Raw genomic sequence first — 19,407 nt, 5'->3', positions numbered from 1 at the left:
TTAAGGACTTGATATAAAATGATGTATCTATTTCTAGGTAGATACATCGAAATTCATATCAAAGTCATGTTATTGTGGTCATAAGAGCTAACTAAAATAGAATGGAGATCAAGATGAGTTACTATCATATCCTGATTGAAGTAAATGATCACATCAGCACAATTGAACAAACACGTGATATTGAACTGTTTGATATTATTGAAATTAAACCATACCTTCATTCTATTTTAATTCCCTTTTTCAATGAGCATGAAATCGAGCTTGAAGATGAAAATATCGAATATAAAGATATTCTACATCTTGAAGTGAAACAGACTCTGTTACCGATTGAACATTTAATTGAAGAAGAACAGAAGCAATTACCAAGTGATACAGATGTTACGATCACTGCGTATGAAATCTTTAATGATCGAGATTTAAGCCAAGATGTCACTTCAGTTATTTTTGATATTTTGGAAGCGGTAAAATTAGATTAGCAATCTAATACAAATACTTATAAAAAAGGTCTGCACATGCAGACCTTTTTTATATCTTCATTTTATTGCATCATTTTTTGGGCTTGTTCTTGGCGAAATGCGCGTAAGATTTGTTGCCCTGCTCGTCCTGATGGATTTAAACCTAAACGAGTTTGCTCCTGACGAATAGCTACACGGGTTTTATCCCCAATAAGACCATCAACTGCACCAATATCGTAGCCGCGATTAATCAAAAACTGTTGGATTTCACGACGTTCAGCGCGTGAAGTTCCTGGATCATCAGTTGGCCAAGATGTTGCAAAAGGACGAGCGCCTTTTAAACGATCAGATAGATGGGCAATTGCAAGACCATAACTTTCCGCTGCATTATAACTGTAGATAGCATCAAAATTCTTAAATACTAAAAATACTGGACCATTTACACCTGCCGGTGCCATTAAACCTGCCGACGTACTGCCAGATAAAGGCCCTTGAACAAGTGGAGAGCCGTCAATTCGAGTTACCCCTCGTGCACTCCAGCTACTTAATGCTTTCTTTGAGCGTCGCCCTTCTCCATCAATTGACATGCCTTGAGGAACTTTTACTTCAAAACCCCATGGCATTCCTGTTTGCCAACCAGCTTTATTTAAGAAATTAGCCGTTGATGCTAATGCATCTGCAGTACTTGATACTAAATCGCGACGACCATCTCCATCAAAATCAACAGCTAAACGCTCATAGGTCGATGGCATAAATTGCGTATGTCCAAACGCCCCAGCCCAAGAACCTTTCAGTTGATCTTCGGTTAAGTCACCGCGCTGTAAAATACGCATGGTGGCAAAAAATTCAGTACGGAAATAACTTTGTCGACGACCTTCACAACTTAAAGTTCCTAGTGCCTGTAATAAAGGATATTTTCCAGAAATATCACCAAAATTACTTTCCACACCCCATACTGCCACGATTGTTTCTGGTGGCACGCCGTAAGTTTGAGAAGCACGATTTAAAACATCGCGATGTTGCGCCAGTTTTTGTTTTCCAAGCTCAACACGCTCTTCATCGACTAAGCCAGAAAGATAATCCCAAATTGGTGTCGAAAATTCTGGTTGATAGTTTAATTTATCAATAACTGAATAATCTGGAGTTAAGTTTTGAGTATAACGGTCATAAGTTGCTCCCGAGACTCCCGCAGCAATTGCTTGAGAACGTAAATTTGCCAAACAACTTTGGAAATTATTATTAGGCGTATAATCTTCGCTAGTTACTACTGGAACAGTAGCATTGCTAGATATTGTAGAACCATTAATTACGAGCTCTGCTTGAGCCTGAGTCATTGCTAAAAATACAGAGCCAACAATACAAGAAAAACGTCGCATATTATCCCAGTTTCAATTTTTGAATTTAAATTTTTAAGTACCATACCATTATGAGTCTAAAATTTCAGAGAGAAAACGTAAATTTGAATTCATAATCTCTTCTTTAAATTCATTTTCAGTGTTTTAAATTCAAATTTCCCACTTTATTTTAAATTTAAAACTTCCCCGATGTGCATCACCAGTTTTGAATTCAAAACAATAGCGCATAGTTTAAATTCAAAAGTCTTACTTTAAATTTAAACTATAACGCAGGCGTTTCTGTGGATAAACTTATCCACAATCAAGCAAAAACAGCACTATTTATTGATTCCATTCTATATTTCATTATTCTTGATGACACGAAAAATCCAATCACCCAAACAATCTATATTTTTAAATTCAAAAATCGCGCAATAATTTAAATTCAAACTTACCGCATTATTTTAAATTTAAAACACTTCAACAAACACCATTAATTTTTGAATTCAAAAACCATGAGATCTATCGTCAACTATAAATCAAACGCTCTTGTGGATAACTAACTTTAAATTCAAAACAATCAAGCTTCACTTTTTAAATTTAAAAATACCATCAATATTTAAATTCAAAAATTTTCACAAAAAGTTATCCACAAATAAGAAATTGCTCAGGATTTATTATTTTTTAAATTTAAAAGATAAAAAAAGCGATCCGAAGATCGCTTTTTAGAGAATTAGAAATGCTTTAGAGCGTCATATCCGCTGTTAAAGCGAGTGGTTCTGGCAAAATTTCTGCTAATTGACGGCATAAATTCGTCAATTCATTACTATCCACAGGCATTAAAGTGATATGGCCTAACTTACGACCAGCACGTTCAGACTTATTATAAAGGTGCAGATGAGCACCATTTAAGGCAAGTACATCTTCAGTTTTAGGATGCTGACCAATAATATTGATCATAACCGTTGGGCGAACAACATCTGTTGAACCCAATGGTAGACCTGCAACAGCTCGAATATGGTTTTCAAACTGAGAACAAACAGCACCTTCAATGGACCAATGACCAGAGTTATGCACTCGCGGTGCCATCTCATTTGCACATAAGCCTTGTTCTGTGACAAATAGCTCTAGAGTTAACACACCAACATAGTTGAGGTGATTCAACAAACGAGTAATGTAGTCTTGAGCCACAGGTTGCAAAGCTTCGCTATTCGGCGCTGGAACAATTGAATGCGATAAAATGCCATTATGATGGTGATTTTCAGCCAGTGGCCAAGTTTTTACTTCACCATTTTGGCCGCGTACCGCAATAATTGAAACTTCGCGAGAGAATTTAACAAAGCTTTCGGCAACTAGACTTTTTGCAGGACCAAGTTCAGCCCAAGCAGTATCAATCTGGTCTTCTGAACGAAGTACAAACTGACCTTTACCATCATATCCACCAGTTGCAGTCTTAAGCACAATCGGTAAACCAAGCTCAGCAACAGCCTTTTTCAAGCTTTCTAGACTATCTACAGCACGATACGGCGCAACAGGAATAGTAAGCTCATCAAACAACGCTTTTTCTGACAAACGATTTTGCGCAGTTGCTAAAGCAACACGGGGAGGGTGCAATGCTTTGGTTTGTGTTAAAACATCCACATCTTCAACGGGCGTATTTTCAAACTCAAGACTAAAAACATCAGCACTTTCAATAAACTGCTTTAAGCCTTGCTCATCTTGGCTAGAAAAGACTTGGCCTAAAACACCTGCTGGACAATCTGTATTTGCTTCAAAAAAAGTACACTGAATATTTAATGGTAACGCTGCTTGAGCCATCATTCGGCCCAGTTGTCCACCACCAAAAATACCGATAGTTTTATCCATCTCAGCCTCTTACACCTGACCCGGAATATTTTTGCTTGCAACTTTATCAGTTTGCGCAGCGCGGAAATCAGCAACATTTTTTGCGATTTCAGGACGAGTTAAACCTAAGATTTGTGCTGCCATAATTGCAGCATTCGTCGCACCAGCTGGGCCAATTGCCAAAGTACCCACTGCAATACCAGCTGGCATTTGTACGATTGAAAGCAAAGAATCTACGCCATTTAAAATTGATGATTTAACTGGCACACCCAAAACTGGTAAATCAGTTTTTGCGGCACACATTCCAGGTAAATGCGCTGCACCACCTGCACCAGCAATAATCACTTGAATACCGCGATCACGCGCAGTTTCTGCGTATTCAAATAAACGGTCTGGAGTACGATGAGCAGATACCACTTCCGCTTCAAATGGGACACCAAGCTGTTTCAGCATATTGGCTGTGTTTTCGAGAGTTGCCCAATCAGATTGAGAACCCATAATAATTCCAACGAGAGGTTGAGCGTCTTGTGCTGCGGCCGCATTCATTGCTAATGTTCCAGAGACAAAAGTAAAAGAAGATAAATCTCGACGATAGCCAAGTTTTAAATGGTTCGGAAGCCCATTATTATAGACTGATTTTTCATCTCACGAAAATTTAACTGACCAGCTCTGCGAATATTTTTAATATCATCAAAAAATGTCATGGTTTAACAATGACACATTCTCAAATTTTATTAATATTATTTAAACATCCTGCAAGATAAACAGGCATTTGGAAGAGCAATTGCTTATTGCAAAGTAGAATAAATCATTCAATGCAAGCTATTTCAACTTACTGGCTTCTAAATACGAAGTAGACACAGCCAAATAAACATACCATCGCCCACAAATAATCCAGTTTAAATGGTTGTTTAAACAAGAAAAGCATAAAGGGTACGAACACAATCAATGTGACCACTTCTTGTGTAATTTTCATTTCACCGAGTAACCAGCCTTGCGCACTCAACATACGAGTTGCTGGAATCATAAAACTATATTCAAGCAGAGCTATAATCCAACCGAATAAAATCGCTTGCCAAAGTGGAGCATGGTGCAAAAATTTAAGATGCCCATACCATGCAAGTGTCATAAAGCAGTTAGAAATAATTAATAGCGTAAAAGCTAAAACCGTTGGGCTCAAAGGCACATCCTTCATCTTTACGATGATTTAAGTATTCTAAAGATACAAAACATTATAAAAGATAAAACTGTAATTCAGCTTAAATCGAAAAAATAAAGATGTGCTTTTCTCAGGGCCTCAAACACATAGAACAACAACGATTTTTGACTATCTTTTCGAGTTTAGCCTTGCTATCGTTGCTGGCAAATTTATCAATAATGCACACACAGTCATTCATACGAATATTGTGTACAAAAGCAGTGGAGAAGGCGAGCAATGCATCTGCATATCTTGGGTATTTGTGGCACTTTTATGGGCTCTTTAGCACTTTTAGCTCGTGATTTAGGACATAAGGTAACCGGTTCCGATTCAAACGTTTACCCCCCAATGTCTACCCAGTTAGAAAACGCAGGCATTACCCTCATGCAAGGCTACGACCGTAGTCATTTACAGCCTCACCCAGATTTAGTGATTGTCGGAAATGCCATGAAACGTGGTATTGATGCCGTGGAATATATGCTTAACGAAGGTTTGCCATATATTTCTGGTCCTCAGTTCCTTGCCGATCACGTTTTACAAGGTAAACATGTGCTTGGTGTGGCAGGTACTCATGGTAAAACCACGACTACCACCATGCTGGCTTGGGTACTTGATCAGGCTGGTTTAAATCCGGGCTTTTTAATTGGTGGTGTTCCACTTGGTTTTAGTGAAAGCGCTCGTTTAGGCGGTGGAAAATACTTCTGCGTTGAAGCTGATGAATATGACTCTGCTTTCTTTGATAAACGTTCTAAGTTTGTTCACTATCACCCAAAAACGGCGATTTTAAACAACCTTGAATTTGACCATGCCGATATTTTTGATGACCTAGCAGCGATTCAAAAGCAATTCCATCATCTTGTACGTACCATTCCAAGTGAAGGTCGTATTATTGCGCCAATTACTGAAACTCATATTGATGAAGTGCTGGAAATGGGTTGCTGGACACCAGTAATTCGTACAAGTTTAGAAGCGAATGAAAAAGCTGCATTGTCTGCCGAATTAATCTCAATTGATGGCAGCCATTTTAAAGTACTCGAAAATGGCAATCTCATTGGCGAAGTTAAATGGACCATGACAGGGCAACATAGCGTAGCGAATGCTTTGGCAACGATTGCAGCCGCTCAACATGTAGGTGTTGCACTTGAAACGGCTTGTGAAGCTTTGTCTAACTTTGGCGGTGTAAAACGTCGTATGGAGTTACTCGGTACAGTGAATGGTATTGAGGTTTATGATGACTTTGCTCACCACCCAACAGCAATTGACACCACTTTAGATGGCGCACGTAAACGCTTAGGTGAACGCCGTTTATGGGCCATTATTGAACCACGTTCAAATACAATGCGTATGGGCAGTCATAAAGATGGCTTGGCACATTCAGCACGCTTAGCAGACGATGTCATCTGGTACCAGCCAGAAGGTTTAGATTGGGATTTACAACCCGTGATTGCAGCTGCTTCTAACCGTGCTCAAGTAAGCCGCTCTCTTGATGAAATTATTGAACGTATTGTCAATGAAGCAGGTGAGGGCGATGCTGTGGTGATTATGTCTAACGGTGGCTTTGGTGGCTTACATCAAAAACTCATGAGCGCATTAAAAGCGAAAGCTGCTTAACTTCCGCTTTAGATGATTCAATAAAAAAACGGGTTTCAAATTGAAATCCGTTTTTTATATCAATTATTTTTAAACTTTTTCTGGCTCTATATTGGCCATAAATTTATTAGAAACGATTAAACGTAAACTATATACAATGCCCATCGCAAAAACGCTATATCCCACGTTATTACAAATAAACGGAATACATAAAATAATGAGCGCGGTGATCGGATAAAACCATTTCGTGATTCCAGATAAACATTGGAACTCGTAAAGTATCCAAATACAGGTGGTATAGAGCACCACACTCACCGCAACGACTATTCCCATATATAAATCAGAAATATGCGCGTGATGGGTTGTGACATCCACAGCGGCGGCAAGCGCTGCACCTACCGCAGCAATACTGACAAAAACAAAATAATGGCCGTATCCCCAAACAAATGGGCGTACACCTTTAACATGATGATGTTGTTCACTACGGTCAAAATAAGCCCACCACATTGCGAACATCAACATCAATCCACCGATCATTAAGAAAACGGCTGGGATATTCATTGACTGAGCGGCTAAGGCATCACGTATGGCATTAAAACTACCGACGATTGATTCACCCAGAACAATAATCGTGAGTAACGCATAGCGTTCTACAATGTGGTGAGGATGCCACGGCGTTGGTGAATATTTTTCTGCATAGATAGGAATAAATAACTCCATCGCAACCAGAAATAAAAATAAAGGAACTGAAAGTATGTGCGCAAAATTAGCAACGAGCCAACCCACCTGAACCAAGACAATACCTACCGCATAGCGGTAAGCGGTAATTCGCCGCTCTGGATCATATTTTGCTGCACGTAACCACTGGGTAACCAGTGCCATGCGCATGATCACATAACCAATAATGATGATGTCAAAATCCTGACTACGAAATACATCAGGAATACCGGCGGCCATCACCAATGACCCCACAATCTGTACAAAGGTAAGGCATCGATACAATGCATCATCGTTATCGTAAGCTGAAGCAAACCACGAAAAATTCATCCATGCCCACCACAGCGCAAAAAATACCATCAGGTAGCTTGGCAGTGCATGCCAGAGATGATTTTCAATAATCGCGTGGTGTAACTGCTGACCTGCTGTTGCAATCGCGACCACAAAAATTAAATCGAACAATAATTCGAGGGGAGTTGCTGCTCTATGCGGCTGTTTTGGATCTCTTGGAGATAAAGGCCTCAAACTTAATTTTTTCTGTTTTTCTTGAGTAGTCATAAAATAACGTTCTCGAATAAAGTGCCAACACGTTAACACTTTAATATTAACGCCCAGAACACGCATTAAAAAATATCTAGACCTGCTGTTTAATCTTTACTCATCAATAAACTATATTTCATTTTTGTGACAATTCTTTATCAAGACAATAGGCTTAATTCTTTATCATAGCCCACGTTTTTTGTTCTTGTTTGGAATATGAATGTCTTTAGAAACACTCAACCTTAGCTTATTCCATGTGATTAATGGGGCTCAGGATGCGAGTCAATTTATCATTCGTCTTGCTATCTTTTTTGCTAATGATCTCCTCTATATTCTTTTATTCATCCTTACATTTTTATGGTTCTATGGCGATCAAGATTTAAAAAGTAGGGTCATTAAATCTGTCTTTTTAACCTGCATATCCCTCTTAGTAGGTTACGTTATCTCTCTGTTTTATCATCACGCAAGACCGTTTGTCATGGGTGTTGGTACCACTTTTATTGAACATGCGCCAACAGCATCTTTTCCAAGTAATCATATGCTGATTTTCAGTACCATTGCTCTGTCTTATTTATTTGCTCAGCGCAAAATGATTGGAATCATTCTTTTACTCTTATCATTTGTGGTGGCATGGTCACGTATTTATTTAGGTGTGCATTTCCCTTTAGATATGTTGGGGGCTTTTATTGTTGCGCTTCTGGTCAATACAGCAGGTTATTACTTCTGGAATGCTTACGGTACAAGTTTGACCGCATTCTTTATTCACCTTTACCAGATTATATGCAAACCACTTTTAGACCGCGGTTTGATTAAATAATCCGTAGATCTTTTTTTATATTAAAACCACGACATTAAGTTCAGTTGCGTAATATAAAAAAATCTGCCATTCTATGTGAAATTGGATATGTTTTATCCAAAACAGAATTTAGTTTGACAAGGGGAGTAGCCTCCTCCAAACATAACAGCAATGTTATGTGTCAGATATCGTCAATACACTTTTATTAAAAAGTCGGTATCTGAGCATCGTGAAATTCATGATGTAGGCAAGACCTTGATCATGTTGATACAGATGTTTTAATTCATCTGGCAACTGGTCGAGGTTTTTTTATGCCCAATTGCCGGATGTGAGGAGGATTTATGGAAACAATCGGCAATTTATGGCTGTACATAGCATTCTTTGGCATTGTCATTGTCATGCTTTTAGTGGACTTTTTAGGCTTTAAGCAAAAGCAAGGTCAGGATGTCTCAATTAAGCAAGCTGCATATTGGAGCGTGGCGTGGGTAAGCGTCGCGGTTTTATTTGGTGGTGGTTTATGGCTATATCTACAGCAAACGGCTGGTGTGACCTTAGCAAATCAAAAAACCATGGAATACTTCGCAGGTTACTTACTTGAAAAGTCCCTCGCAATTGATAACGTTTTCGTCTGGTTAATGATTTTTGCGGCATTTGCTATTCCAGCTGCACTACAACGTAAAATTTTACTATACGGCGTATTAGGCGCAATCGTATTACGTACTCTATTTATCTTTATTGGCGCATGGTTTGTTCAAGAGTTTTCATGGGTGCTTTATATCTTTGGTGCATTCTTGGTATATACAGGCTTCAAATTCTTAAAGGGCCAAGAAGAAGAAACCAATATTGAAGATATCAAAGCTCTAAAATGGTTACGTAAGCACATGCGTATTACGCCACAGCTTGAAGGTGACAAATTCTTTGTACGTCAAAATGGTTTATTGTGGGCAACGCCGTTATTTCTAGTTTTGATTTTGGTTGAAGCTTCAGACGTGATTTTCGCAGTAGACTCTATTCCTGCTATTTTCGCGGTAACCAGCGATCCGTTTATTGTTTTAACAGCAAACTTAATGGCAATTTTAGGTTTACGCGCAATGTTCTTCTTACTCGCTGGCGCTGCTTCTAAACTGCATTACTTACCATATGGTTTAGGCATCATCTTATTGTTCATTGGCGCGAAAATGTTGTTGCTTGATGTATTCCACATGCCAATCTGGATCTCCTTAAGCTTTATCGTAATAGTGTTGGCAATTACCGCTTATCTCTCTTTACGACACAACAAAAAGCAATTGCAGTCTTAATTCATCCTATAAAGGGATCTACATAAAAAAGCACTTTAAAAGTGCTTTTTTATTGGGTCTTGCTTGCGATCAATCAGTGCATTTTAAGTATATAACGAATAATAAAATTTCCTTTTCAAAGCTAAATTAGAACAAAAATTCAAAAATACAATTAAATAACTTTATGTATTTTAATAACTTTACTCTTATTTTCTTCATTAAAAATCAATATTGGCAAGCTCTTTGCATTTCCTAAAAAGAAAAAAGCCTAGATTTTAAGGGCTCGCGAGAGCCCTGATTTTTTTAAGGAGTGATGCCATGAATGCGATTCCAACTTTAACGCCCCTTGCAATGCCGTGTAACAGCAGTTTTGAAGCAAAAGATTGGGAAATTTTATCTACTCACTGGTATCCGGTTGCCCGTATTCAAGATGTCTCTACTGCACCACAAAGAGTGACGTTATTAGATGTGAATATGGCCCTATATAAGACAGAAAGTGGCGAAATTCACTTAGTTCGAGACATTTGCCCACATCGTGGTGTGCCTTTAACCAAAGGGTGGGTAGATGGTGAAGAAATTGTGTGTCCCTATCATGGTCTACGCTATAACACCGAAGGGAAATGTACCCAAATACCAGCTCAACCTGAGTTAACCAAAATTTCTGATCGTTTTTCTCTAACCAAATTTCCAGTTGTTGAACAATATGGCCTGATTTGGACCAGTATTCACAGTCGGGATGTTACTCAAGCCAATATTCCAGTATTAGATACTTGGGAGCATGCCGAACATCAATCAATTTTACCGCCTTTTGTCGATATTGGCGGTTCTAGCGGACGTCAACTCGAAGGATTTATTGATGTCGCACATTTTGCATGGGTACATCACAATGCCTTTGCGGATCGAGAGAACCCTGTTGTACCCAAATATCATACTGAACGCACCAGCTACGGCCTAAAAACAGTCTATATCAGCAATGTCAGTAACTATCCACACGAACTAAAACATCTCGAACCAGTAGGCTTTTTGTGGAAGCGCACCTTCGATGTCTATCCACCTTTTTCAGCAGTACTTACGGTCGATTTTCCAGAAGGTGGGGTTTTAAAAATTTTAAATGTCTGTTGTCCTGTTTCAAGCAATAAGACCCGTTTATTTGTTCCACTCACCCGTAACTTTGACCAAACTGGCGATTTAGAAAAGGTATATGCATTTAATGCGCAAATTTTTGCTGAAGACCAGGACATGGTCGAATCACAAAAGCCAGAAGACCTTCCGCTTGATTTAATGATGGAAGCACATTTTGAAGCAGACCGTTCATCAACGACTTATCGACGGATTTTGGCAGAATGGGGACTAAGTAAACGTTATACCGTTTAAATCTTGGCTAAGTGGGGTACAATCAATCGAAAAAAGTGAAAATATAAAGGCTTTCCATGTCATTGATCGCAAATACCACCGTTGTGCGTGGTCGTTTTTTAGATATTCAACAAACTGTCTCTGAGCCAACTGATATTCCAAATCAAGTGCGTTATTTAGAAGATGGTGTATTGATTAGTGAACATGGAAAAATCAAATGGTTTGGTGCCTGGGAAGAAGCTCAAGCGCATATTCCTACTGGAGTTGAGGTTCAACATTACCCAGAACAATTGATTGTACCTGGCTTTATTGATACCCATATTCACTTTCCACAAACCGAAATGGTAGGAGCTTACGGCGAACAACTTTTAAGCTGGCTCAATACCTATACATTTCCAACTGAAATCCAGTTTCAAGACAAAGCATATGCAAATGAAATTGCCCAGTTCTTTGTTCAGGAACTCTTAAAACACGGTACAACCACGGCCCTCGTTTTCTGTACGGTTCATCCCGAGTCTGTTGATGCCTTATTTGAAGCCGCAGAAAACGTTCAGATGCGTTTAATCGCTGGTAAGGTACTCATGGACCGTAATGCACCTGAAGCGCTTTGTGACACACCAGAAACGGCTTACAGTGACACCAAGGCACTCATTGAAAAATGGCATGGCAAGGGCCGCGCTCTGTATGCGATTACACCACGTTTCGCACCAACGTCTACACCTGAACAATTAGAAAGAGCAGGGCAGTTAAAACAAGAGTTTCCAGATGTTTATGTACATACCCATTTAAGCGAAAACAAAGATGAAATTGCTTGGGTGAAATCTTTATTTCCAGAACAAGCGGGCTATTTAGATGTTTATCAACATTATGGCCTAACTGGTAAACGTTCTGTTTTTGCTCATTGTGTTCACTTAGAAGATGAAGAATGGCAATGTATGCATGATACGCAGTCGGCTATCGCATTTTGCCCAACTTCAAACCTGTTCTTAGGTAGTGGTTTATTCCCATTGAAAAAAACTTGGGAAAAACAAGTGAAAGTAGGTTTAGGGACAGATATCGGTGCTGGTACATCGTTTAGTTTGCTTCAAACTGTTAACGAGGCTTATAAGGTTCAACAGTTACAAGGCGATAAACTTTCAGCTTATGAAGCGCTCTATCACGCGACGTTAGGCGGAGCAAAAGCGCTTGATTTGCAGGACAAGTTAGGCAATTTCAACATCGGTAAAGAAGCAGACTTTGTGGTACTCAACCTTAAGCCAACTGCACTACAGCAACTTCGCCAGTCTAAATCTAAATCTGTTGAAGATTCGTTGTTTGCATTATTCACTTTAGGTGATGACCGTAATATTGAGGCGACTTATATTTATGGAAACCGTGCTTATCAAAAAGAAACAGCCTAATAAAAATCGGGCCGTTAAGTTTTTGTTATTATTTGGAATATGTGCTCTTGTATTAAAGCGGGATCGACATATTGCTCAAAATGATAAAACTTCAGAGTCATCAAAGGGTGCATGAAACATCATTTTGCTTTAAAATTTTACCATTAACTCAGATTTTAGAGGTGTTGCAGGTCAACACCTTTTTTATTTTTCTTTTATATCTTGTAGGAATCTGACATGACTGTTGCAATGAGCATCATGATTTCAACCGAAGAAATTCAAGCAAAAGTCAAAGAGCTCGGCGAGCAAATTAACGCTCACTATGCAAATAGCGACAAAGAGTTAGTCCTGATTGGGCTACTGCGTGGTTCTGTTATTTTCATGGCAGACTTGTGCCGAACGATTACCAAACCGCATGAACTCGACTTTATGACAGTGTCTAGCTACGGCGGCGGTACGACTTCAAGTCGAGATGTTAAAATCTTAAAAGATCTTGATGGTGAAATTCGCGGTAAAGATGTACTGGTCGTTGAAGATATTATCGACTCAGGTAATACCTTAAGCAAAGTTATGGAAATGCTGCAAACTCGCGAACCAAATTCGATTCAATTGTGTACGTTAGTGAGTAAACCATCTCGCCGTGAAATTGATCTCGAAGTGAAATTTTTAGGTTTTGAAGTTGAAGACAAGTTTATTGTGGGTTATGGATTAGACTACGATCAAAAATATCGCCACTTACCATTTATTGGCGAAATTGGTTTATAAATTTCAAAAAAAATAGCACCGCGAGGTGCTATTTTTTATATAAAACTTTAGCTTCGAACAAAAAAGACACAAAAAATCGCAATCTGCTACAGACAAAATAGATGACTCTGCCGCACGATAGAATATGAAGCAAAATCATTAACTTCATCAAAAAAACAACTGGAGAACAAATATGTGGTCACTCATTGTCGCTATTGTAGTTGGTTTCTTTGCTGGCTTAATCGCTCGTGCCTTACATCCAGGGGATGATAAAGCAGGTTTCATCGTAACTACCCTAATTGGTATTGCAGGTTCACTTCTAGCCACTTATGGTGGTCGTTTACTTGGCCTTTATGGAGAAAATTCAGCTGCGGGCTTTATCGCATCTGTAATTGGTGCAGTCATTATTCTCTTTATTTACAATTTAATTGCACGAAAAAGTTAATGACTTTTAGGCAATAAAAAAGCACCTGATGGTGCTTTTTTAATTCATTTTACAGACCTAATTCTTTCCACACAGCCTGAATTTCTTCGGCAGATCGAGCGCCTACCAGTTTAAATCCATTTGCAAAAATTAAGGTAGGGGTACCATTAAAACCTAGTTTCTTTCCAAGCTCTAAATTACGGTCAATTGGATTAGCACAGCTTGCAACTGTTGGTTTAACACCTTGCTGAATCAGTTTTTTCCATGAATAGGATTGATTTGGTGCACACCAAACCTGTCTAGAAACAACAATAGACTGAGGTTTTAAAGGATAGATGAACGTGTAAATGGTCACATCTTTCAGCTTATCGAGTTCAGGCTCGAGCTGCTTACAATAAGGACAGTTTGGATCAGAAAATATGGCTAAAACATGCTGTCCATTACCTTTAACCGTTTTAATCGCATCTTTTAACGGTAATTGTTTCCAATCAATTGAGTTCTGTCCTAACACCAGATCTTTGGTTAAGTTTTTCTGGTCTTTTAAACGAATCATAGAACCAACAAGCATATGCTGCCCATCTTCGCCAACATAAATGATTTGTTGATCAAGATTAGCGCTATATAGCCCTGGCATTTCGGTTTTCTGAATATTGCTAATTTTCAAATTAGGATATTGTTTCTTAATATTTTCCCTAACAGTATCTACATTAGCGAAACTCACACTTGCAGTTAAGCTAAATAACGCCAATATTCCTAATTTTTTAAGCATAAAACCAACTCACAGGTAGGAGAGGAGATCATTTTAATCAGTTCAGCTTTTGAAAACAGAACTGATTACCGAGTTATAACCAAACTTCCACTCATTTATGCCAATGTTTCACGTGGAACATAAGCAGGTTTTAGAGTATTAATTTCTACCGATATATGCACAATTTCATCATGAATTGATAAAGCCTGACGAATCTGATCTGCGATTAAAGAAATATCATCAGTTTCGAGCGCTAAAATACAAGAAAACTTACCTTTTGCGACTTTCCAGACATGAATATCCGTAATTTCAATATTTTTAGGAAATTCAGCAATTACTTCACGAATTTCTTCAACCACAGGATGGTCCATTTCTGCATCTAAAAGGGTTTTTCCTGTCTCTTTCAATAACCCAAGAGACCATTTTGCAACCAAAATAGCACCTAGAATCCCTAAAAACGCATCTAAAAAATCCCAACCGAAATATTTACCCGCACAAAGCGCAATAATTGCAAAAACGGAGGTCACAGCATCTGCAACTACATGTAAAAATGCAGCTTTTTGGTTTAAATCGTGGTGATGATGCCCATGATCATGCTCGTGATGGTGATGGTGATGGTGATGGTGATGGTGATGGTGATGGTGCCCATCATCGTGAAGTAACCATGCGCAAATCAAGTTAATGACCAAACCTAAAATTGCAATAGGAATCGCTTCATTATAAAAAATCTCAACTGGATTAAATAAGCGTTGTATCGACTGAAAAGCCATAAAAATGGCGACAACCATCAGCAAAATTGCACTGCTATAACCCGCTAAAATCTCGATTTTCCAAGTTCCAAAACTAAACCGATGATCTTTGGAATAATGACGAGCTGCACGATAAGCAAAATAGGCTAAACCGAGTGCCAACATATGTGAACTCATATGCCAACCATCAGCCAGAAGCGCCATCGAATTAAAAAACCATCCACCGAATATTTCTAACACCATCATGGATGCCGTTAAAATCGTTGCAATCAAAATACGTTTTTGTGCAAGTGGATTTCCTTCATCAAACTGATGTTGATGATGACGTGATACACTATAATCCTGCATAAAATTTAAACCCAATATACTCCCTACCAGTATATTGAATTATACAAGAGAACACAGATGAGTCACATTGGTCAGGATAAAAAAATAGTTAATCGTGTAAAACGACTAAAAGGGCAAATTAATAGTATTGAGTATGCCGTTGAACAGCCTGATATTTCATGCATAGAAATACTGCAACAAGTTGCTGCCATTAAAGGTGCGATAAACGGTTTGATGAGTGAATTGATGGAACAACACTTACATCACCATGTGCTCAAAGAAGCACAAGTTGATCAGAATGAGTTAGATGAGTTTTTAAAGGTTCTAAAAAGATACGGTTAACGAGGTGACTGAATGACACAGCCATGTGCATCATTCAGAATTTTTTAATTATTTTCCAATACAAAACGAACCAAAGATTTTGCCTAATAGGTCATCGGCGCTAAAGTCACCGGTAATTTCACCTAAAGCATTTTGAGCAAGGCGTAATGATTCAGCAACCAGTTCACCTGCGTTAAACACAACAAGTTGCTCGCGTGCTTCTGAAAGATAGAGCTGTGTGCGCTTCATTGCGTCTAAATGACGTGTTCTTGCAATAAAGGTGTCTTCCTCAGGGTGGAAGCCTGCATGCGCTGTAATCGCCTCTACGAGGCCTTGTACGCCCATCTCTTGTTTTGCAGAAACGGTTATATGACGGAACCCTTGAAAATCGTTTATTTCAGCTAATTGACCTGTTAAATCGCATTTATTGCCAATTAACATTAGGCGACGAGGTTCGATGTGTTCAGCAAAATATTCTTGAGCAAGTTTTAATGGGTCATCACCTTGATTTAAATCATAAACCAGCAATAACAAATCAGCTTGTTCAATTTCTTTAATTGCTCTGCGAATCCCTTCTTTTTCAACAATGTCACCTGTTTCACGTAGGCCAGCTGTGTCTGTTAAGGTGATTGGTAGGCCATTTAAGCTAATTTTTTCATGTAAAACATCGCGAGTTGTACCAGCAATATCGGTCACAATTGCGCGCTCAACGCCAGCTAGCGCATTCAACAAGCTCGACTTACCTGCATTTGGTTTACCCGCAATAACGACTTGTAATCCTTCACGTAGTAATTGACCTTGTCGTGCAGATGTTTGAACTGCATGTACTGACTGCTGAACATCTTCAAGTAAAGCTAAAATCTTACCGTCTGCTAAGAAATCGATTTCTTCTTCAGGAAAATCAATTGCAGCTTCAACATGTAAGCGTAAATGGATCAGTTTTTCTAAAACCGTATTAATTTTTGTTGAAAAAGCACCTTGTAAAGAACGAACGGCAGAACGTGCTGCAGCTTGTGAAGTCGCATCAATCAAGTCGGCAATTGCTTCTGCTTGTACCAAGTCCATCTTGCCATTTTCAAAAGCGCGCATGGAGAATTCACCAGCTTTTGCAGCAATTGCACCCAGCTCAAATAGACGACCAAGCAATGCATTTTGAATGACTGGACCACCGTGACCTTGTAGCTCTACAACATCTTCACCTGTAAACGAGTAGGGATTGGGAAAGCATAGAACAATCCCTTCATCCATAATGCTGCCATCAGCATCATAAAACTTACGAAAACCTGCCATACGTGCTTCAGGCAAGTTTTTCTGTGTCAGGTTTTGAGCAATCTCATAAGCTTTAGGTCCCGATAGGCGAATCACGCCCACACCACCACGCCCTGGTGGCGTTGCAATTGCGGCAATCGTGGTTTGACTTTGCATATTATTCACCTAAAAACCTAAAATCCAGCCAAAGAAAAATCCGCCTAAGATTACCATCTTAAGCGGATTTATTCAGCAAAAGTTCAACGATTAAGAAGCTGATTCAGTCTTATTTATACGACTTTTTTCAACGCTCTTATTAATAAACGACTGCTGTAAAATGGTAATACTGTTGTTCACAATCCAGTACAACACGAGACCTGCTGGGAAGAACAACATAAATACCGTGAACATAATCGGCATAATGCGGAACACTTTTGCCTGCATAGGATCAGCGGGTTGCGGGTTCAACATTTGCTGTGCAAACATGGTAGCACCCATGATTAACGGCAAGATGAACCAAGGATCCATTGCTGACAAGTCTTGAATCCAGCCTAACCACGGTGCGTGACGTAATTCCACACTTTCCATGAGTACCCAATACAAGGCAAGGAAAATTGGCATTTGTAGCAACAATGGTAAACAACCTGAAAGTGGATTCACTTGTTCACGTTTGTATAAAGCCATCATTTCTTGAGAGAAGCGCATACGGTCTTCACCGAACTCTTCTTTCATGCGTTGCATTTCTGGTGCAATCACACGCATTTTCGCCATAGAACGATAACTTTTTGAAGATAAAGGCCATAAAATCATCTTCACCATCACGGTAAGTAAGATAATTGACCATCCCCAGTTGCCCACAATACTATGGAAGAATTGAAGACCTAAGAACAATAACTTGGCAATCGGCCATAACCAGCCATAATCGACAGTCTGATTCAAGCCAACCGCTAAATCTTTTAATTCAGATTGTACTTTCGGGCCTGAATAAAGTTTTGCGTCCACTTCCATTGAAGTGCCTGCCGGAACATTAATCACTGGTGAGGTAAAACCAATGATATTCATATGATCAGCAGATTGACGAGATTCAAGTTTAGCTACATAAGGCTGACCATTTGCTTGAGTCAGTTTAAGATTCCCAGGAATCCAAGCACTTACAAAATAGTGCTGAACAATCGCAACCCATCCACCTTTCGCTTCAGTATTTACTTTTTCTTCTGAGAAATTAGCAAACTTAAGCTTGTTGTAGTGTGAATCAGGTGTTCCCCAAGCTCCACCTAAGAAAGTTCCTAGAGTGAAAATACCTTGAGAAGATTTACCAGGATCATCAGAGTTATCACGCTTTAATTGTCCAAACATCTGACCTTGCCAGCTTTGTTGGCTACGGTTAATCACTTGATGTCTTACAACAATTGGATATTGCCCTTGGGTAAAGGTGAAAGTTTTAATAATTTCAACGCCTTCAGGTGTTTTAAATACCATCGGAACGTTTAAAACTTTTTCAGATTGACCCTTTTGATCCTGTACACCCTTAGCATCAGCCAAAGTATATGATGTTTTTTCAACCGCATATAATGGACGACCACCACGACTACTATCTGGCCCATTCAAACCAATTAAGCCAGATTGAGCAACATATGTACGCTTGGCATCATTTTCAAGCATAACAAATGGCTGATCGCTGTCTTTGCTTTTGTCGTGTGAGAGTAATTCAATACGAACAATATCACCACCTTTTGGATTGATCCAAATATGGTAAAGGTCAGTTTGTACTGAAATAAGCTGTTGATTCACAGGTGCAGTTGCATCTGTGGTTTGTGACTGCGCAATATTTGCTTGTGGCACATCGGAAGCCACTGTTGCATTTTTAGCATTTGGCAAATCAGCAGATACTTCATGTGAACTTACAGCCGCCGCTTGTTTTTGCGGTGCAGTTGCAGCATTTCCATAATCTTTTTGCCAAGCCAAAATGAGCAAATATGCGGTGACAAACATGGCCCCGAGAATTGCAAACCTGGCCCATTGTTGCATATCTATTACCCCAAATGGTTAGAGAGATTTTGCTTCAGTAAACGATCACGAAAGGGTACAGCAACATGATGCGTTTGAGAATCTATTTGATGAAACGAAATAAAACGAATTGCTTTTGGCGGTACCGGATCATATCCAGATCCGCCCCACGGATGACAACGACAAATTCGTTTAGAAGATAACCAAACGCCTTTGATTGCACCATGAGTTTGCAATGCTTCTATCGCATATTGGGAACAGGTCGGGATATAACGACAACGGGGTCCAAGAAGCGGACTAATCGCAATTTGATACAGTCGAATCAACCAACGTAGAAAACGAACCATTGGCTATC

At 39.2% G+C, this 19,407-nt stretch carries 19 protein-coding genes; 9 read left to right on the top strand and 10 right to left on the bottom strand.

Going from position 1 to position 19,407, the window contains the following annotated elements:
* Positions 1–101 precede the first annotated feature (101 nt).
* Positions 102–476 carry a hypothetical protein gene (locus I7H67_RS17660; protein WP_003656007.1) on the top strand — a complete coding sequence of 125 codons (375 nt, stop codon included), beginning with the start codon at positions 102–104 and terminating at the stop codon, positions 474–476.
* A gap of 62 nt (positions 477–538) precedes the next feature.
* Here the strand turns inward: I7H67_RS17660 and I7H67_RS17655 are convergent, their stop codons facing one another.
* The 4 genes from I7H67_RS17655 to I7H67_RS17640 form a co-directional block, all read right to left on the bottom strand.
* Positions 539–1,831: a lytic murein transglycosylase gene (locus I7H67_RS17655; protein WP_013199296.1), complete on the bottom strand. Its 1,293-nt coding sequence runs from the start codon at positions 1,829–1,831 to the stop codon at positions 539–541.
* A 702-nt stretch (positions 1,832–2,533) separates the two neighbouring features.
* Positions 2,534–3,655: a 5-(carboxyamino)imidazole ribonucleotide synthase gene (locus tag I7H67_RS17650; protein ID WP_004795549.1), complete on the bottom strand. Its 1,122-nt coding sequence runs from the start codon at positions 3,653–3,655 to the stop codon at positions 2,534–2,536.
* Positions 3,656–3,664: 9 nt separating this feature from the next.
* The gene (gene purE / locus I7H67_RS17645; RefSeq protein WP_002115451.1) at positions 3,665–4,180 is read right to left on the bottom strand and encodes a 5-(carboxyamino)imidazole ribonucleotide mutase; all 516 of its coding nucleotides are present in this window, start codon (positions 4,178–4,180) and stop codon (positions 3,665–3,667) included.
* A gap of 286 nt (positions 4,181–4,466) precedes the next feature.
* Positions 4,467–4,829, bottom strand: coding sequence for a DMT family protein (locus I7H67_RS17640; protein ID WP_014207671.1), 363 nt, complete (start codon positions 4,827–4,829; stop codon positions 4,467–4,469).
* 240 nt (positions 4,830–5,069) lie between these two features.
* On the opposite strand from I7H67_RS17640, the gene mpl reads away from it, so the two are divergent.
* The gene (gene mpl, locus I7H67_RS17635; protein ID WP_198308453.1) at positions 5,070–6,443 is read left to right on the top strand and encodes a UDP-N-acetylmuramate:L-alanyl-gamma-D-glutamyl-meso-diaminopimelate ligase; all 1,374 of its coding nucleotides are present in this window, start codon (positions 5,070–5,072) and stop codon (positions 6,441–6,443) included.
* A 69-nt stretch (positions 6,444–6,512) separates the two neighbouring features.
* Here mpl and I7H67_RS17630 read toward each other — a convergent pair whose 3' ends face one another.
* Positions 6,513–7,763, bottom strand: a complete 1,251-nt coding sequence (locus I7H67_RS17630; RefSeq protein WP_198308452.1) for a low temperature requirement protein A — start codon at positions 7,761–7,763, stop codon at positions 6,513–6,515.
* A gap of 136 nt (positions 7,764–7,899) precedes the next feature.
* Between I7H67_RS17630 and I7H67_RS17625 the strand changes: the two genes are divergently transcribed.
* From I7H67_RS17625 to I7H67_RS17600, 6 genes are all read left to right on the top strand, one after another.
* Positions 7,900–8,496, top strand: coding sequence for a phosphatase PAP2 family protein (locus I7H67_RS17625; RefSeq protein WP_198308451.1), 597 nt, complete (start codon positions 7,900–7,902; stop codon positions 8,494–8,496).
* Between the two features lie 320 nt (positions 8,497–8,816).
* Positions 8,817–9,773 (top strand): TerC family protein, encoded by a 957-nt coding sequence (locus I7H67_RS17620; RefSeq protein ID WP_013199302.1) that lies wholly within the window; start codon positions 8,817–8,819, stop codon positions 9,771–9,773.
* Positions 9,774–10,070: 297 nt separating this feature from the next.
* On the top strand, positions 10,071–11,126 hold the full coding sequence (locus I7H67_RS17615) for an aromatic ring-hydroxylating oxygenase subunit alpha (protein WP_151989444.1): 1,056 nt from the start codon (positions 10,071–10,073) through the stop codon (positions 11,124–11,126).
* A gap of 56 nt (positions 11,127–11,182) precedes the next feature.
* Positions 11,183–12,505 carry a guanine deaminase gene (gene guaD / locus I7H67_RS17610; RefSeq protein WP_198308450.1) on the top strand — a complete coding sequence of 441 codons (1,323 nt, stop codon included), beginning with the start codon at positions 11,183–11,185 and terminating at the stop codon, positions 12,503–12,505.
* 216 nt (positions 12,506–12,721) lie between these two features.
* The gene (hpt, locus tag I7H67_RS17605; protein ID WP_004795560.1) at positions 12,722–13,249 is read left to right on the top strand and encodes a hypoxanthine phosphoribosyltransferase; all 528 of its coding nucleotides are present in this window, start codon (positions 12,722–12,724) and stop codon (positions 13,247–13,249) included.
* 172 nt (positions 13,250–13,421) lie between these two features.
* Positions 13,422–13,673 carry a GlsB/YeaQ/YmgE family stress response membrane protein gene (locus I7H67_RS17600; RefSeq protein WP_000269732.1) on the top strand — a complete coding sequence of 84 codons (252 nt, stop codon included), beginning with the start codon at positions 13,422–13,424 and terminating at the stop codon, positions 13,671–13,673.
* Between the two features lie 49 nt (positions 13,674–13,722).
* Here the strand turns inward: I7H67_RS17600 and I7H67_RS17595 are convergent, their stop codons facing one another.
* The gene (locus I7H67_RS17595) at positions 13,723–14,421 is read right to left on the bottom strand and encodes a DsbC family protein (RefSeq protein ID WP_151768081.1); all 699 of its coding nucleotides are present in this window, start codon (positions 14,419–14,421) and stop codon (positions 13,723–13,725) included.
* A gap of 95 nt (positions 14,422–14,516) precedes the next feature.
* Complete coding sequence (dmeF, locus tag I7H67_RS17590) at positions 14,517–15,497, bottom strand: CDF family Co(II)/Ni(II) efflux transporter DmeF (RefSeq protein WP_198308449.1); 981 nt, start codon at positions 15,495–15,497, stop codon at positions 14,517–14,519.
* A 57-nt stretch (positions 15,498–15,554) separates the two neighbouring features.
* Here dmeF and I7H67_RS17585 point away from each other — a divergent pair, with 57 nt between their 5' ends.
* The gene (locus tag I7H67_RS17585) at positions 15,555–15,818 is read left to right on the top strand and encodes a metal/formaldehyde-sensitive transcriptional repressor (protein WP_013199307.1); all 264 of its coding nucleotides are present in this window, start codon (positions 15,555–15,557) and stop codon (positions 15,816–15,818) included.
* Between the two features lie 48 nt (positions 15,819–15,866).
* On the opposite strand, the gene mnmE is transcribed toward I7H67_RS17585, so the two are convergent.
* The 3 genes from mnmE to yidD all read right to left on the bottom strand — a co-directional run bounded on the left by mnmE (position 15,867) and on the right by yidD (position 19,399).
* A complete protein-coding gene (mnmE, locus tag I7H67_RS17580; RefSeq protein ID WP_013199308.1) occupies positions 15,867–17,222 on the bottom strand; it encodes a tRNA uridine-5-carboxymethylaminomethyl(34) synthesis GTPase MnmE in 1,356 nt (451 codons plus the stop codon).
* A 90-nt stretch (positions 17,223–17,312) separates the two neighbouring features.
* Positions 17,313–19,073, bottom strand: coding sequence for a membrane protein insertase YidC (gene yidC / locus I7H67_RS17575; protein WP_004795565.1), 1,761 nt, complete (start codon positions 19,071–19,073; stop codon positions 17,313–17,315).
* A gap of 5 nt (positions 19,074–19,078) precedes the next feature.
* Positions 19,079–19,399, bottom strand: coding sequence for a membrane protein insertion efficiency factor YidD (yidD, locus tag I7H67_RS17570; protein ID WP_003656027.1), 321 nt, complete (start codon positions 19,397–19,399; stop codon positions 19,079–19,081).
* Positions 19,400–19,407: the final 8 nt, after the last annotated feature.

The organism is Acinetobacter sp. ACIN00229, assembly GCF_016106645.1.
GTDB lineage: Bacteria > Pseudomonadota > Gammaproteobacteria > Pseudomonadales > Moraxellaceae > Acinetobacter > Acinetobacter oleivorans.
Note: the sequence above shows the minus strand (reverse complement) of the source record. Positions and strands in the feature narration are given on the sequence as shown.

Excerpts from the sequence above, each read along its gene's own strand:
- I7H67_RS17660 (WP_003656007.1), top strand. The coding sequence starts at position 102 with ATGGAGATCAAGATGAGTTACTATCATATCCTGATTGAAGTAAATGAT.
- I7H67_RS17655 (WP_013199296.1), bottom strand. The coding sequence starts at position 1,831 with ATGCGACGTTTTTCTTGTATTGTTGGCTCTGTATTTTTAGCAATGACT.
- I7H67_RS17650 (WP_004795549.1), bottom strand. The coding sequence starts at position 3,655 with ATGGATAAAACTATCGGTATTTTTGGTGGTGGACAACTGGGCCGAATG.
- purE (WP_002115451.1), bottom strand. The coding sequence starts at position 4,180 with ATGAATGCGGCCGCAGCACAAGACGCTCAACCTCTCGTTGGAATTATT.
- I7H67_RS17640 (WP_014207671.1), bottom strand. The coding sequence starts at position 4,829 with ATGAAGGATGTGCCTTTGAGCCCAACGGTTTTAGCTTTTACGCTATTA.
- mpl (WP_198308453.1), top strand. The coding sequence starts at position 5,070 with ATGCATCTGCATATCTTGGGTATTTGTGGCACTTTTATGGGCTCTTTA.
- I7H67_RS17630 (WP_198308452.1), bottom strand. The coding sequence starts at position 7,763 with ATGCGTGTTCTGGGCGTTAATATTAAAGTGTTAACGTGTTGGCACTTT.
- I7H67_RS17625 (WP_198308451.1), top strand. The coding sequence starts at position 7,900 with ATGTCTTTAGAAACACTCAACCTTAGCTTATTCCATGTGATTAATGGG.
- I7H67_RS17620 (WP_013199302.1), top strand. The coding sequence starts at position 8,817 with ATGGAAACAATCGGCAATTTATGGCTGTACATAGCATTCTTTGGCATT.
- I7H67_RS17615 (WP_151989444.1), top strand. The coding sequence starts at position 10,071 with ATGAATGCGATTCCAACTTTAACGCCCCTTGCAATGCCGTGTAACAGC.
- guaD (WP_198308450.1), top strand. The coding sequence starts at position 11,183 with ATGTCATTGATCGCAAATACCACCGTTGTGCGTGGTCGTTTTTTAGAT.
- hpt (WP_004795560.1), top strand. The coding sequence starts at position 12,722 with ATGACTGTTGCAATGAGCATCATGATTTCAACCGAAGAAATTCAAGCA.
- I7H67_RS17600 (WP_000269732.1), top strand. The coding sequence starts at position 13,422 with ATGTGGTCACTCATTGTCGCTATTGTAGTTGGTTTCTTTGCTGGCTTA.
- I7H67_RS17595 (WP_151768081.1), bottom strand. The coding sequence starts at position 14,421 with ATGCTTAAAAAATTAGGAATATTGGCGTTATTTAGCTTAACTGCAAGT.
- dmeF (WP_198308449.1), bottom strand. The coding sequence starts at position 15,497 with ATGCAGGATTATAGTGTATCACGTCATCATCAACATCAGTTTGATGAA.
- I7H67_RS17585 (WP_013199307.1), top strand. The coding sequence starts at position 15,555 with ATGAGTCACATTGGTCAGGATAAAAAAATAGTTAATCGTGTAAAACGA.
- mnmE (WP_013199308.1), bottom strand. The coding sequence starts at position 17,222 with ATGCAAAGTCAAACCACGATTGCCGCAATTGCAACGCCACCAGGGCGT.
- yidC (WP_004795565.1), bottom strand. The coding sequence starts at position 19,073 with ATGCAACAATGGGCCAGGTTTGCAATTCTCGGGGCCATGTTTGTCACC.
- yidD (WP_003656027.1), bottom strand. The coding sequence starts at position 19,399 with ATGGTTCGTTTTCTACGTTGGTTGATTCGACTGTATCAAATTGCGATT.